The sequence below is a fragment of the Mesorhizobium sp. M7A.F.Ca.AU.001.01.1.1 genome (assembly GCF_004022735.1).
GTDB classification, from domain to species: domain Bacteria; phylum Pseudomonadota; class Alphaproteobacteria; order Rhizobiales; family Rhizobiaceae; genus Mesorhizobium; species Mesorhizobium ciceri.
In genome coordinates this window covers 1-12,393 of sequence record NZ_RZPF01000097.1, presented here as the reverse complement: position 1 = coordinate 12,393, position 12,393 = coordinate 1, and the positions used below count along the sequence as shown (strand labels likewise).

17 protein-coding genes and 1 pseudogene are annotated in these 12,393 nt (G+C 58.2%); 10 read left to right on the top strand and 8 right to left on the bottom strand.

Annotated features, from left to right (window positions below; all coding sequences use genetic code 11):
- Positions 1-33: 33 nt before the first annotated feature.
- The gene (locus EN884_RS08705) at positions 34-546 is read right to left on the bottom strand and encodes a hypothetical protein (RefSeq protein WP_244514275.1); all 513 of its coding nucleotides are present in this window, start codon (positions 544-546) and stop codon (positions 34-36) included.
- 6 nt (positions 547-552) lie between these two features.
- A pseudogene (locus EN884_RS40095) lies at positions 553-606 on the bottom strand (Fic family protein); the annotation flags it as partial.
- Between the two features lie 482 nt (positions 607-1,088).
- On the opposite strand from EN884_RS40095, the gene EN884_RS38585 reads away from it, so the two are divergent.
- Together EN884_RS38585 and EN884_RS08700 are read left to right on the top strand one after the other, a co-directional pair.
- On the top strand, positions 1,089-1,241 hold the full coding sequence (locus EN884_RS38585; RefSeq protein WP_158515784.1) for a hypothetical protein: 153 nt from the start codon (positions 1,089-1,091) through the stop codon (positions 1,239-1,241).
- The gene (locus EN884_RS08700) at positions 1,241-2,266 is read left to right on the top strand and encodes an NAD-dependent epimerase (RefSeq protein ID WP_063167688.1); all 1,026 of its coding nucleotides are present in this window, start codon (positions 1,241-1,243) and stop codon (positions 2,264-2,266) included. Before EN884_RS38585 ends, EN884_RS08700 begins: the two co-directional genes overlap by 1 nt.
- A 22-nt stretch (positions 2,267-2,288) precedes the next feature.
- On the opposite strand, the gene EN884_RS08695 is transcribed toward EN884_RS08700, so the two are convergent.
- The 6 genes from EN884_RS08695 to EN884_RS08665 all read right to left on the bottom strand — a co-directional run bounded on the left by EN884_RS08695 (position 2,289) and on the right by EN884_RS08665 (position 5,705).
- On the bottom strand, positions 2,289-2,582 hold the full coding sequence (locus tag EN884_RS08695; protein WP_013532734.1) for a hypothetical protein: 294 nt from the start codon (positions 2,580-2,582) through the stop codon (positions 2,289-2,291).
- Between the two features lie 6 nt (positions 2,583-2,588).
- Positions 2,589-2,798, bottom strand: coding sequence for a hypothetical protein (locus EN884_RS08690; RefSeq protein WP_013532733.1), 210 nt, complete (start codon positions 2,796-2,798; stop codon positions 2,589-2,591).
- Positions 2,799-2,809: 11 nt separating this feature from the next.
- The gene (locus EN884_RS08685; RefSeq protein WP_013532732.1) at positions 2,810-2,989 is read right to left on the bottom strand and encodes a hypothetical protein; all 180 of its coding nucleotides are present in this window, start codon (positions 2,987-2,989) and stop codon (positions 2,810-2,812) included.
- Positions 2,990-3,547: 558 nt separating this feature from the next.
- A complete protein-coding gene (locus EN884_RS08675; protein WP_013532730.1) occupies positions 3,548-4,258 on the bottom strand; it encodes an SOS response-associated peptidase in 711 nt (236 codons plus the stop codon).
- Between the two features lie 192 nt (positions 4,259-4,450).
- Positions 4,451-5,230, bottom strand: coding sequence for a thermonuclease family protein (locus tag EN884_RS08670; RefSeq protein ID WP_244514276.1), 780 nt, complete (start codon positions 5,228-5,230; stop codon positions 4,451-4,453).
- A gap of 49 nt (positions 5,231-5,279) precedes the next feature.
- Positions 5,280-5,705: a calcium-binding protein gene (locus tag EN884_RS08665; RefSeq protein ID WP_224674090.1), complete on the bottom strand. Its 426-nt coding sequence runs from the start codon at positions 5,703-5,705 to the stop codon at positions 5,280-5,282.
- 77 nt (positions 5,706-5,782) lie between these two features.
- Between EN884_RS08665 and EN884_RS39445 the strand changes: the two genes are divergently transcribed.
- From EN884_RS39445 to EN884_RS08630, 8 genes are all read left to right on the top strand, one after another.
- Entirely contained in the window at positions 5,783-6,532 is a 750-nt protein-coding gene (locus EN884_RS39445) for a hypothetical protein (RefSeq protein ID WP_244514277.1), read from the top strand.
- On the top strand, positions 6,525-7,013 hold the full coding sequence (locus EN884_RS39440; protein ID WP_244514278.1) for an O-antigen ligase family protein: 489 nt from the start codon (positions 6,525-6,527) through the stop codon (positions 7,011-7,013). Before EN884_RS39445 ends, EN884_RS39440 begins: the two co-directional genes overlap by 8 nt.
- 143 nt (positions 7,014-7,156) lie before the next feature.
- Positions 7,157-8,038 carry a glucose-1-phosphate thymidylyltransferase RfbA gene (gene rfbA / locus EN884_RS08655; RefSeq protein ID WP_013532727.1) on the top strand — a complete coding sequence of 294 codons (882 nt, stop codon included), beginning with the start codon at positions 7,157-7,159 and terminating at the stop codon, positions 8,036-8,038.
- Entirely contained in the window at positions 8,039-8,593 is a 555-nt protein-coding gene (gene rfbC / locus EN884_RS08650; RefSeq protein ID WP_013532726.1) for a dTDP-4-dehydrorhamnose 3,5-epimerase, read from the top strand.
- Between the two features lie 22 nt (positions 8,594-8,615).
- Positions 8,616-9,686 carry a dTDP-glucose 4,6-dehydratase gene (gene rfbB / locus EN884_RS08645; protein WP_013532725.1) on the top strand — a complete coding sequence of 357 codons (1,071 nt, stop codon included), beginning with the start codon at positions 8,616-8,618 and terminating at the stop codon, positions 9,684-9,686.
- On the top strand, positions 9,683-10,570 hold the full coding sequence (rfbD, locus tag EN884_RS08640; protein ID WP_013532724.1) for a dTDP-4-dehydrorhamnose reductase: 888 nt from the start codon (positions 9,683-9,685) through the stop codon (positions 10,568-10,570). The genes rfbB and rfbD overlap by 4 nt, the downstream gene beginning before the upstream one ends.
- 94 nt (positions 10,571-10,664) lie before the next feature.
- A complete protein-coding gene (locus EN884_RS08635) occupies positions 10,665-11,414 on the top strand; it encodes a class I SAM-dependent methyltransferase (RefSeq protein ID WP_063167689.1) in 750 nt (249 codons plus the stop codon).
- Between the two features lie 172 nt (positions 11,415-11,586).
- Positions 11,587-12,369, top strand: coding sequence for a sulfotransferase family 2 domain-containing protein (locus EN884_RS08630; RefSeq protein ID WP_064995165.1), 783 nt, complete (start codon positions 11,587-11,589; stop codon positions 12,367-12,369).
- Positions 12,370-12,393: the final 24 nt, after the last annotated feature.

The following is a 12,393-nucleotide window of genomic DNA, read 5'->3' as shown; positions in this document are numbered from 1 at the left end:
GATTTCAGCGTGGCGTCTGCCAAGTAATCACACTTAGGTTTCTGGAAACAGCTTCGGAAACAGTGAATCCAATGCGTTGGCCGGAAAGCGTATCGACACCGGACCTTTGGGTGTTTCCGACGCCAACAGACCGAGCGCGATCACCTCATTGAACACGCGACGCGCCGTGCGTTCGGGTAGTCCGCTAATGCGAGACGCTTCGCCGCGTTCAAATTCGCCGCGCATTAGCGCTTCCTCCAGGAGGCGGGCGGCTTCGGGTTTGAGGCCACTGCGCTCGACGTAGCGACGCAGCCGCTTCGCGAGCGTGTCGAGATCGAACAAGCCGGTCATAAAGTTCACCTGATCGATGCACACCTGCATGAACCATAGCGTAAAGTCGCCGAGTGCGCGCTCGGAGAGGTTGCCCCGTCCGTCGAGATCACCCTGGCGGGGCATATCGGCATGATCCATCATGCGCTTGTAGTCCGTGCGGCTTTTCACGCCGCGCGCTAGACCGCGTGAGATCGACCACAGCCCGTGCGCGGCGATCCCAGCCTCATGGGCCATGGCGTGGCTCATCAAACGGCTGACGCGGCCATTGCCGTCGGGGAACGGGTGAATGTAGTTGAAACGCTTTCTTCCATGTCTGGCCGATCTTGGCTTCTGCTAAATACGTAATTATAAAGATATATTTCGAATTTGCCCGGATGTTTGGCCGATCTTATGGCCGATGATCGGTACCCTCCGCCGGCCATACGCATCTGATTAGGTTGCCGTCCCGACGACACCAACATACAGCTGCTTCGGAACGCAATATCTCCGCTCTCTAGATCGATCTGTCTCGGCTCCCAGGCGACTTGCCAAGGGGTTGATCGCCGAAGCGGTGCTGGAAATTACATCGCATTATTGGCCCTATCGTTCGGCGTTGGTGCGTTGCAGACGGTATCTTTTCAATCGCATAAAGCAATGCTGTTGATCAAAAGTTCCCGCACTGTTGATCCGAGAAATAGATGCTTGCTGGAGCAGCCGCGCTGTCGTAGCTCTTGGTCGTTGGCAGTCGGATTCTGGTGATGGGGGTGGCCTTTGAGGAAAATGTCCGGACCTGAGGAATGAAGGACATTGACGTCGTTATCGTGGCCGTCGGCCACAGGCAGTTCCGCGCTCTGGGCGTCGACGGCCTGCAGGCTCTTTGCAAGACCCCCGGCGTCATTTACGACATCAAGGGTCTGTTTCCCAGGCATGTCACGGATGGGCGCTTCTGATGAAGGTTCTGGTCACCGGCGCGGCCGGCTTCATAGGGTATCACGTAGCCAAGCGGCTGCTGGAGCGCGGTGACGAGGTCGTCGGCATCGACAACGTCAACGACTACTACGATCCGGAAATCAAGGAGGCGAGACTGCGGCTCCTGGACGAGGCGAGCCGCAAGACCAATGCCGGCTACCATTTCATCCGCGGCAATCTCGCCGACAAGAGCGTGGTCGACGCCTGCTTTGCCGACCACGCATTCGACCGGGTGATCCATCTCGCCGCCCAGGCAGGGGTTCGCTACAGCCTGGAAAACCCGCACGCCTATGTCGAAAGCAACATCATCGCCTACACCAACATGCTGGAGGCCTGCCGCAACAGCGCCGTCGCGCACCTGACCTATGCCAGCACCTCGAGTGTCTACGGCGCCAACACCGACATGCCGTTTTCCGAGCATCGTCCGGCCGACCACCCGCTGCAGTTCTACGCCGCGACCAAGCGCGCCAACGAGCTGATGGCGCACAGCTACAGCCATCTGTTCGGGCTGCCGACGACCGGGCTTCGCTTCTTCACCGTCTATGGCCCCTGGGGGCGCCCGGACATGGCGCTGTTCCTGTTCACCAAAAACATCCTTGCTGGCGAGCCGATCAAACTGTTCAACAACGGCAACCACACGCGCGACTTCACCTATGTCGACGACATCGCCGAAGGCGTGATCCGTGCCAGCGACAGCCCGGCCACGGGCAATGCCGCCTGGGACTCCAGCCGTCCGGATCCGGCCACAAGCAGCGCCCCCTGGCGCATCTTCAACATCGGCAACAACAACCCGGTTAAGTTGACCGCCTATGTCGAGGCGCTGGAAAACGCGCTCGGCCGCAAAGCCATCGTCGAACTCTTGCCGCTGCAGCCCGGCGATGTGCCCGATACCTTCGCCGACACCTCGGCGCTGGAGCAGGCGGTCGGCTACCGCCCGACGACGACAGTGACCGAGGGCGTCGGGCGGTTCGTCGAGTGGTACAAGGCGTATTTTGCGCGGGCATAGCGGAAGACGCCGGGTTTCATGCTCAGATTTTAAATGGTGTCTCGTTGCCTTCGTCAAGCTCTAGCGGAACAGGCAGATAAGCATTGGCAATTAGCCAGTCGCTGACGATCGTTTTGATCAAATCGGACTTGGAAACTTCCATCTCCGCTGCGATTCCAAAAAGTAATTCGTCTGTTCTCGTGCCCAGATCGACACCGGCGACGTTTCTAAGCATCAGGGCGGCCCTACGAAGTACAATTTGAAGGTCGGCGCGGGATATGTCCGCTATCTGGTCGGCGGCGCTCTCAAGCTCTCCTGCAAAGATCAGGCGGCTCATTGAAGGTCACTCCAGCACAGGCGGAGTAGGATCGTACCCGATTGAAACTATCCCCGGATGCCGATGGGCGATGGCGAGTATCTGGGTCTCAAGCTCACAGTTGTAGGCCATGAGCGCCTTCACGGTCTCAAGAGGGCTGTCGTAGCGGGCGATCAGCTTCACCGCTTCAGAGTGCAGTTCGGATTTGGCTTCGGTGTCGAAGTGCATTGTGCCCATGGTGCCTACTCCTAACGCGTCGCGCGGCGCTGCGGGGTGAGTGCGTCAAGTCGTTCCTGAAGGTGCCCGTTGAGCACGATCATTTCCTTGAGCGCTTTCATCACATCACCCTTGTGGACTGCAATGAAATCCTCGGCGTGGGCCTGGAGGGCAGCCTCCTGGCGGCTGTTCAGTGTCACAATTCGATCCATGGCATTACTCCATACGCTGCATGGGCGTAGTGAACAAAAAGGGAACATAAATGTCAAGAGTGAATTGACTCGGCGAGGAACTCATTCCTATTTTTGGCTATGCCGGAACAGAGCAGACGACCGCGCCGCCTTGTCCAGACCCTGTGCCGAGCGCATGAGGTTGGTCAGCTAATCCGTGTCCGGTGCATCAACTGCAACATTACACGCCACTATCTCCCCGGGGACCTCGCCAAATTGGTGGGGGACATTCCGTTTTGGGACGTTGACCGGCACATGCGCTGCGAGCGCTGCAAACGCCGCGAGCTTGATGTGGACATTCTGCTGCCAAGCGCATCGGAGGGCATGAAGATACGCGTGAGGCGACTTGTTGAAATCCGCATGGTACGACGCGTGATCTGGAGGGATGAATAACTGGCGCTAACAGCCCAACATTTCAATCACGTGCCGCCGATTTGCTTAGCGCCGCTTACGACGAAAAAACATCACGACCAAGATTGTAAGAAAGATGGCAATCGCAAGGCCCGGTGCAACGTCCGAGAGTATCCGAAGGCCAGCCATCTAGAACAACGAGCCTTGGCTTGGCGGTACTGGTGCCTGCTCGGGAAACTTGATCTGTGTGGCAGGCTTCTCGACAATCACAAGAGCATCATCCGGCGCTGTGCGTTGTAGCCGCTTCGCTTCCGACCATGGCGCTGTCAGCCAAGTCTCTGTTTCCTCTTGCGTCCTCAGGATCACCGGCATAGCTTTTTCATGGATCGGCTTGATGAGGGCATTGGGCGCGGTCGTCATGAAACCGTAAAGCTCGAAATCGCCGGGGCCGTCCTTTACCTTGCGGACCCCATGCCATGGCGTCCAGAGGCCAGCGAAGAAGAATAACGGGCGGTCCTCATTGAGCGCGAACCAATAGTTCCGCTGAATGCCTGTCTCGCGGTCTTTATCGCCGGGAGTTGGGCTGGGCTCTGCGAAGCTTGTTACCGGCACCACGCAACGGTTCTCGACGCCGACATACTGTTGCCAATGGCTGTACTGCGGGTTGCGAATGTTGGTAGTGCCGTAGTCAGCCTTGCCCTTGACGCGCTCGGCCGGCGTCGGCATTCCCCACAGGAGATTGGCTAGCTCACGGCCTTCAGGGGCGTTACGCACCACTGGGCCGGGCTGGTTGGGATAGATGTCAACGGACGGTTCAAGGTTGCCTAGGATGTCCCGCAAAGTCCGGGTCCACTGGCGGACCGCCTCTTGTGACGTGGTGATGTTGTAGAGATTGCACATGCGGTGAATGTGCCTAGCAGCGAACCGATCAGCAAGCCCCAACGGGGATATCCTGTTGCGACTAGCCCCGGTAATAGATCACCGTAGGATCAAACCAGTGTACCCGTACCGACCAAAAGAGAGAAAGAGGGGCTCCAAACCGGAATTTCTCGACTGTTGGGCCACTGACCAGTCCTCCGTCGTTCTCGGTATTTAGCAAAGCGTTTCGCACGCAATCCCGTCACTATCGCGATCCAGCCTGCCGCCCCATGAGCAGTTGCTGAGATACCATTGGGCTTCAGCGCAAGAGCTTATCTGAGAGCATTTACGGCGAGGCTCGCACGAATAGCCTTGTGACTGAGCCTGACGGCCTATGATACCGAGAGGCTGATTGGCCGCGGGCTGCGTATCTTCGGCGTGCTCGGCGCGCCACGTCCATGGGTCTTCGAAGAAGCCTTTCCACAGGCCGAGCTTGGCAGCCTTGGCGACCGCTTGTTGGGATGCATAGCCGCCATGGCTGTATTTGGGCCAGTCGAGGGCCAGCCCATTCTTGACGAGCCAGGCCGCCACGTCGGCTCCGTCCGCCCGGTAGCAATTGCCAACGAAGCGTCCGTATTGATCCCAAGTGACAAACTCGCATCGTAAGGGCTTCGATTTAGCCATGAATTTTTCGAGGGAAGTTTTGGCCTGCCATCCACATGAATACCGAAAGTGCTTCGCATCCTCGCACTGTTGATCATACTCGGGTGCGTCGATGCCGTTGAACCGAACGCGCGTCCCATTGATCTCAATTGTATCGCCATCAACTGCCGATGCGCGGCCTTGAAGCACTTCCCCGTTGGTTTGCTGACTGGGTGCGGCCGGTTCCTCGACCTGCCGTGTAACGCTCTGGGTGAGATTGCTGGCCTCCGGTCTGATCTCAACGGTGGCCTTTGGATTTGGCGAGGTAATGCCCGGTCTCTGGTACGGAACGGGATAATAATACGCGGCCAACGCAATGACTGCGAGCCAGCCTAGCCCTCCTTTCCTTGTTCGAGACAACCTATTTTCCCTCGCACCCAATGCCGTCGCGATCACCATCGAGCCCGTTAGGATCAGAGCCTGTGATCTGCACCCCAGGGGCAACCACTGCATTGTTTCCGCTGCCGCCTGCACAGTCCAAATCAGCGCTACGGGCTCGGGTCGCACCTCGGTATCCGTTGAAGACTGCCACCGCGCGCGCTCCGTCGCCTTCAATACGCGTGTTTTGGCTATTCGGATTGAACGGATCGACAGTTTGCAAAAGCATATTTGAGCGGTTCGCATCGCCGGCAGCGAGCGTCACCGAGTCATAATTATTCAAATAGTCGGCAGTGCAGCCTGAGATGAACGCAACAACTGTTGCGGTCGAAAACCAACGCCAATTCATGAAGGTATCCCCCGACACCAAACCCATCATGCACCTTTTGAATTTTGTTGTCGAATCCACTCTCTAATCCGTTTGCCTTGTGACTGGGCGTTTCCCATACAAGGCGCCGGGAGTGCTTTATTGGGTAAGGTCGATTCTTGAGCTATTGGGTATTTTTGGGTATTTTTTTAGGTATGGCCATGAAGATCGGTTTCCTGCAAATCACCCCTGAAACCCTTGCTTTGGTCTCGGAGATCGACGAATTCAAAGGGGCCGTGTTCTGTTTTCAAATCGTGCCGCTGCCTGCCGCCCTGTTGAGCGGATTGCGGCCTGAGGTTCTACTTGCAAATCCGTGGCTGAGCGGTGAAACCGGGCTGCGTTTCGTCAGTGTCGGCGTGGGACGTACGATCGAGTGTCTGTTGTATTTCGTGGCGATGGCTGCATTCTTTCTGAGCGTCACCCGCTTGCGCCCAGATCAGGTCTACGGCCTTCTGCCCTTCTTTTTCATGGGTGTCATCTGTAACGGATTGGCTGCGGCGATCCAGTATTCACTCTCCGATACGGTTGCCATACAGGGTTTGTTGCCGTTCACGATCAATGCGGGACTGTTTGCCAACCAGAACCATTTTTCAGCTTTGCTCTTCGTCTCCATCCCCTTCGTTGTCTACTACGGCCTGTTTCGCGGGCACCTTCTGTCCGGGTCGCTCGGCTTGATAACGCTGCTGCTGTTGCTTCTGGCCGCCGGTTCGCGCGCCGGTATTCTGATAGGGCTGGCGATCACCATGGTATCAGTCGTCTTTCTGTCCGCGCGCTCGAGGCTGGGCGGGTATGGAATACCCGCTGTCTTCATCGGGCTTTCACTCTACACGATCGGGGGCGTGGACGAAGATCGATGCGGAAGTGGTTGACCCGGCCTTTGGACGGGCCGAATTTGCCCGCACGACGATCGCGGGAATTGAAGAGAACTGGGCGACGGGCGTCGGCTTTGGGAGTTTTCCGAAGGTCTATCAGATTTACGAAAAGGGAGAGATGATCTTCAAGCCCTACGTCAATCACGCCCACAATGATTATCTGGAATTGGCACTTGAAGGTGGCGCTCCTGTTGTCTTTCTGGTCGCAGCTTACGCGATATTGCTTTTTGCGTTTTCCGTTACGGCACGGCGAGATCCGCTGCAGAAAATGGCGTTTCTCTCAGTATCGTTTCTGCTCGTTCATTCTCTGGTCGATTATCCCTTGCGAACGGCGGCACTGGCGATGACCTTCGCCTATATGAATGGCGTTATCTTTCACAAGGGACTTGCTGAGCGGCTGAGCCAGAGAGGCGAGTCGACCGCCGCCCATGATGACAATCTGCTTGTTCCCGTCAGGCCGGCCCTGGCAAGACGATAGCAATGCGTCGCCTGAATTGGCCATGGATTGGCGCCGGATCGTGACCCAGTCATTTGACGAACGCCGAGATTGACAAGCCAGTGCATGGAACCTAAGCACGGGCGGCTAGGGCCGGGGGGTTCAGGCATGTCAAGGAGAGCTTCTTGAAAGGAATTATCCTTGCTGGAGGCAGTGGAACGCGTCTTTATCCACTAACATTAGCAGTCTCTAAGCAAATTCTGCCGATATACGACAAGCCGATGATCTATTATCCGCTGAGCGTTCTGATGCTCGCGGGTATCCGAGAGATTCTGATCATTTCGACGCCGCGTGACCTGCCGGTTTTTCGCGATCTGCTTGGCGATGGATCGGAGTTCGGGCTCGACCTGTCCTATGCCGAGCAGCCGCAGCCCAACGGGCTGGCGGAAGCCTTCATCATCGGCCGCAATTTTATCGGCAAGGACAACGTGTCGATGATCCTCGGCGACAACATCTATTTCGGCGATGGGCTGTCGCAGCTTTGCCGCGACGCTGCCTCGCGCGAAAAGGGCGCTTCGGTGTTCGCCTATCATGTCGAGGATCCCCAGCGTTATGGCGTGGTTTCCTTCGACAAGGCCACGGGAACGGCGCTGACGATCGAGGAAAAGCCGCAGGTGCCGAAATCCAACTGGGCGGTCACCGGTCTCTACTTCTATGACAACGATGTCGTCGACATCGCCCCTGCCATCCGTCCCTCGGCGCGCGGTGAGCTCGAGATCACGGCGGTCAACAACGTCTACCTTGAGCGCGGCCAGTTGCATGTGCATCGGTTGGGGCGCGGCTATGCCTGGCTCGACACCGGCACCCATGACAGCCTGCATGAGGCCTCGTCCTTCGTGCGCACCATCGAGCACCGCCAGGGCATCAAGGTCGCCTGTCCCGAAGAGATAGCCTTTGAACAGGGTTGGCTGACTGTGGACCAGGTTCTGCGTCGCGCCGATCACCTGGGCAAGAACGAATATGCCGCCTATCTGCGCCGGCGTGTCGTCGACCTGTCGGAGGCCTAGGTGCTGGAAGTCAGGCCCCTTGGCATCGATGGCGTTCTGGAAATCGTTCCGAAGCGACATGGCGACGCGCGCGGCTTCTTCGTCGAAACCTACAATGCCGAGCGCTTTTCGCAGGCCGGCATAGACTTGGCTTTCGTGCAGGACAATCATTCTTATTCCGCCGCGGCGGGCGTCTTGCGAGGGCTTCATTATCAGCTTGCGCCGCGCGCCCAGGACAAGCTGCTGCGCGTCATCCGGGGCAGCATTCTCGACGTTGCGGTCGACATTCGCCGCAGCTCCAAAACTTTCGGAAAATGGGTCGCTCTCGAAGTGTCGGCCGAAAAGGGCAACCAGATTCTGGTGCCGAAAGGCTTCGCGCACGGCTTCGTGACGCTCGTGCCCGACACCGAGGTCCTGTATAAGGTGACCGATACCTATTCGCAGGCGCATGACCGGTCGATCCGTTTCGACGATCCCGCCATCGGCATCGAATGGCCGTCATTGACCGGCGGGTTCCAGCTCTCGGACAAGGACCTGAAGGCGCCGCTGCTGGCTGCCGCCGAGGTGTTCGCCTGATGGGTTATTTGAGGACAGCGGCATGAATTTTCTGGTGACGGGCGGTGCTGGCTTTATCGGTTCGGCGGTATGCCGGCATCTATGCGCCAACCCGGCCTATCGGGTGACCAATCTCGACAAGCTGACCTATGCGGGAAACCTGGCCTCGCTGCGGCCGATCGAGAACGCACACAATTATCGCTTCGCGCAGGCCGATATCTGCGACGAAAGGGCCGTGCTCGACATCCTCCGGCGCGACGATATCGACATCGTCATGAACCTTGCCGCCGAGAGCCATGTCGACCGCTCGATCGATGGGCCGGGCACTTTTATCGAGACCAACATCGTCGGCACCTACAAGATGCTCAATGCCGCGCTGGAGTACTGGCGCGGCCTGCCCGAGGACAGGAAGAGCCATTTCCGCTTCCATCATGTCTCGACCGATGAGGTGTTTGGCGATCTTCCGTTCGATGGCGGCATGTTCGTCGAGGAAACGCCCTACGCGCCATCCTCGCCCTACTCCGCCTCGAAAGCGGCCTCGGACCATCTGGTGCGGGCCTGGCACGAAACCTATGGCCTGCCGGTCGTGCTTTCCAATTGCTCGAACAACTACGGACCCTATCACTTTCCCGAAAAGCTGATCCCGCTGGTCATCCTCAATGCGCTCGACGAAAAGCCGCTGCCGGTCTATGGCGCCGGCGCCAATGTGCGCGACTGGCTGTTCGTCGAGGATCACGCACGCGCGCTGGAACTTGTCGCGACCAGGGGACTGTCCGGCGAAAGCTACAATGTCGGCGGCAATTCCGAGCGGACGAACCTTGGCGTCGTCGAGACGATCTGCGATCTGCTCGACAGCAGGCGGCCGCGGGCAGGGGGCAAGAGCTATCGCGACCTGATTTCCTTCGTCACCGACCGCCCCGGTCACGATCGCCGCTATGCCATTGACGCCTCGAAGATAGGCCGGGACCTGGGCTGGACGCCCAATGAGAATTTCGACAGCGGCCTCGCCAAGACCGTCGACTGGTTTCTCGACAACAAATGGTGGTGGGGACCGATCCGCGAGCAGCGCTACGCCGGTGAACGGCTGGGCGAAGCACGCAAGGGGGCGGCGTGAGGCTGGTTGTCACCGGACGCGACGGGCAGGTCGCGGCAAGCCTCCTGGAGGCCGCCCAGGCGGCCGCCGGCGTTGAGGTCATCGCCATTGGCCGTCCGCAACTCGACCTTGCAAGACCCGACACGGTGATCGAAGCCATCGCGGCCGTGAAGCCGGATATCGTCGTGTCGGCTGCCGCCTACACGGCGGTGGATCAGGCCGAGGACGAGCCCGATCTGGCATTCGCGGTGAACGCCGTCGGCGCCGGCAAGGTGGCGCAAGCGGCGGCGCTGCTTGGCGTTCCCGTCATCCATCTATCGACCGACTATGTCTTCGACGGCACCGCCCATGGCGCCTATGTCGAGACCGACGCCACTGCACCGCGCAGCGTCTATGGCGCCTCCAAGCTTGCCGGCGAACAGGCGGTTGCATCGGCCAATCCGCGCCATCTGATCCTGCGCACGGCATGGGTCTACAGCCCGTTCGGCAAGAATTTCGTGAAAACCATGCTGCGGCTGGCCGCTGACCGCGACGAGATTTCGGTTGTGGCCGATCAGTGGGGAAATCCAACATCGGCACTTGATATCGCCGACGGCATCTTTCATATGGCGCGGCACCTCAAGGCGGACCTGAAGTTTGCGGAGTGGGGCGTCTACCATGTGGCGGGCGACGGCGACACAAATTGGGCCGAGTTTGCACAGCGCGTCTTCGTAACGAGTCTGGAAAGGGGCAGGCCGTACGCTGCGGTGCGCGGCATTTCGACGTCAGACTATCCGACGAAGGCGAAACGTCCTGCGAATTCACGCCTCAACTGCGGTAAAATGGCCGCTACGTTCGGCTGGCGGTGCAGATCTTGGTACACCGCGTGCGACGAGGTGGTTGAGCGGCTGACGGCCCGTTTGTAGGACCTTGCCAAAGTCATCTGATTGCAGTGTCAGGCCACGATGATACGAGCGGCAACCACACAGATCAATATCGACTCGCCTGGAGTACTTGCGAATGAAGGATGCCAACCACGGACCAGATGTCGTCGGGAAAAGCTACCTAGAGACGATCGCCGATATCCACTCGGCCCTAAGGCCGCGATCCTATTTCGAAGTTGGAGTCCAGTTTGGAAATACTCTTGAGCTGGCCAAGTGTGAAACGGTAGCGGTCGATCCCTACTTTGTCTGTGCAAAGAACATCATTGGCTCCAAGCCCCGCTGCTTTCTCTATCAGCAGACCAGCGACGATTTTTTCAAGAAAACGCGTCCGAGCAAGATTTTGGGCAAGCCTGTAGATTTGGCCTTTCTAGACGGCATGCATCTGTTCGAGTTCCTCCTGCGCGACTTCATCAACACCGAAAGAGAGTGCGCGGAAGGCTCAATCATTCTGCTGCACGACTGTCTCCCTCCCGGCTACAAGATGACCACCAGGGATATGAAAACGGCGATCGAACCTGCTGACAACAACTTTCCAGGGTGGTGGGCAGGTGACGTATGGAAGGTAGTTCCCACCCTGCTGAAGTATCGTCCCGATCTATCCGTGACTGTCACGGACTGCGCGCCGACCGGGTTGGTCGTCGTTACCAATCTCAACCCCGAGAGCACGGTTCTGCAGGACGCCTATGATGATATCTTGAAGACATTCAAAGCTGACAATCGGGACGAGTATGACGACTATTGGAAGTCGGTCAAAATCGTTCGTGAAACGGCGCTCAATATCGCGGCAAGGCACCGGCCGTTCGACGGATGCGGAAAGAGTTCCTGATATGGAAGCGATGGCCGAGCGGGTGACTGGGTTGGTCTCGTCTGCCCCCCGCGCGCCCGCTCCTATAAGTCGGAAGATCGCATCTTTTCGAAAGGCGACAGCCCAATTGACTCTGCGACGCTGTCAGCGCAAGTAGGTTTTCACTTTTCCGTTATCTGGATGTGATACCTGCATGATACCTGCTCTATTCCTTCATATTCAGAAGACCGCCGGGACGTCCATACTTGCAAAGGCATCCGAGCTGTATGGTCGAGAAAATTGCTGCATGCACGGCGATTATCTCAGCCGCACACCGGAACAACTCGAACCCTTGATGATGGTATCCGGCCATTTCGGTTTCGATTACGCTGAACGCTTCATGACGGGACGTTACAGCTTTACCTTCCTCCGGGATCCCGTTGAACGGCTGCTTTCATATTACAGCTACTGTCGTGGCGCGACGAGAGATGAGTATGAAATCAATACGTTGGCACATGACAACGATGCTGAAATGTTCTTTCGGGCAGGAGAGACGGCTGACTCCAAGTTCGCTTCGCACATGTGGAATCATCAAGCATGCCAACTGGCGTCGGGCTGGGGCGCCTCGTTGGTCGGCAAGAGCGATATCGAGCCAGGCGGGTTGCCGCCGGACGAGCTCCTCGATCGGGCCAAAGCCAACCTAGCTCGCTTCGATTACGTTGGGCTGGTGGAGAATTTCGAGGCCGACAACGCCGCAATCTTCGCCGCGCTTGGCGATACATCGTCGAACGTTTTCCGGATCAACGCAGCGCCGGTCCGAACGATGCGAGAAGAACTGCCGTCATCGACCCTGGACCTGTTGGCGACGTTGACCGAGATCGATCAGCAACTCTACGGCTGGGCGGTCCGATGGCGGGCGTCAGCGTATCAAACCCATAGAGATGGTACTGCGGCGGTTGCCGAATACGGGGCACGGCGTGCGTCACGCCGTGGCTAGCACGAAGCAGCGCTGGCTTCGAGG

Coding starts and splice junctions, on each gene's coding strand:
- EN884_RS08685 (WP_013532732.1), bottom strand. CDS start 2,989: ATGGATCGAATTGTGACACTGAACAGCCGCCAGGAGGCTGCCCTCCAG.
- EN884_RS08675 (WP_013532730.1), bottom strand. CDS start 4,258: ATGTGCAATCTCTACAACATCACCACGTCACAAGAGGCGGTCCGCCAG.
- EN884_RS08690 (WP_013532733.1), bottom strand. CDS start 2,798: ATGGGCACAATGCACTTCGACACCGAAGCCAAATCCGAACTGCACTCT.
- EN884_RS08695 (WP_013532734.1), bottom strand. CDS start 2,582: ATGAGCCGCCTGATCTTTGCAGGAGAGCTTGAGAGCGCCGCCGACCAG.
- EN884_RS38585 (WP_158515784.1), top strand. CDS start 1,089: ATGAAGGACATTGACGTCGTTATCGTGGCCGTCGGCCACAGGCAGTTC.
- EN884_RS08705 (WP_244514275.1), bottom strand. CDS start 546: ATGGCCCATGAGGCTGGGATCGCCGCGCACGGGCTGTGGTCGATCTCA.
- EN884_RS08630 (WP_064995165.1), top strand. CDS start 11,587: ATGATACCTGCTCTATTCCTTCATATTCAGAAGACCGCCGGGACGTCC.
- EN884_RS08700 (WP_063167688.1), top strand. CDS start 1,241: ATGAAGGTTCTGGTCACCGGCGCGGCCGGCTTCATAGGGTATCACGTA.
- EN884_RS08635 (WP_063167689.1), top strand. CDS start 10,665: ATGAAGGATGCCAACCACGGACCAGATGTCGTCGGGAAAAGCTACCTA.
- rfbB (WP_013532725.1), top strand. CDS start 8,616: ATGAATTTTCTGGTGACGGGCGGTGCTGGCTTTATCGGTTCGGCGGTA.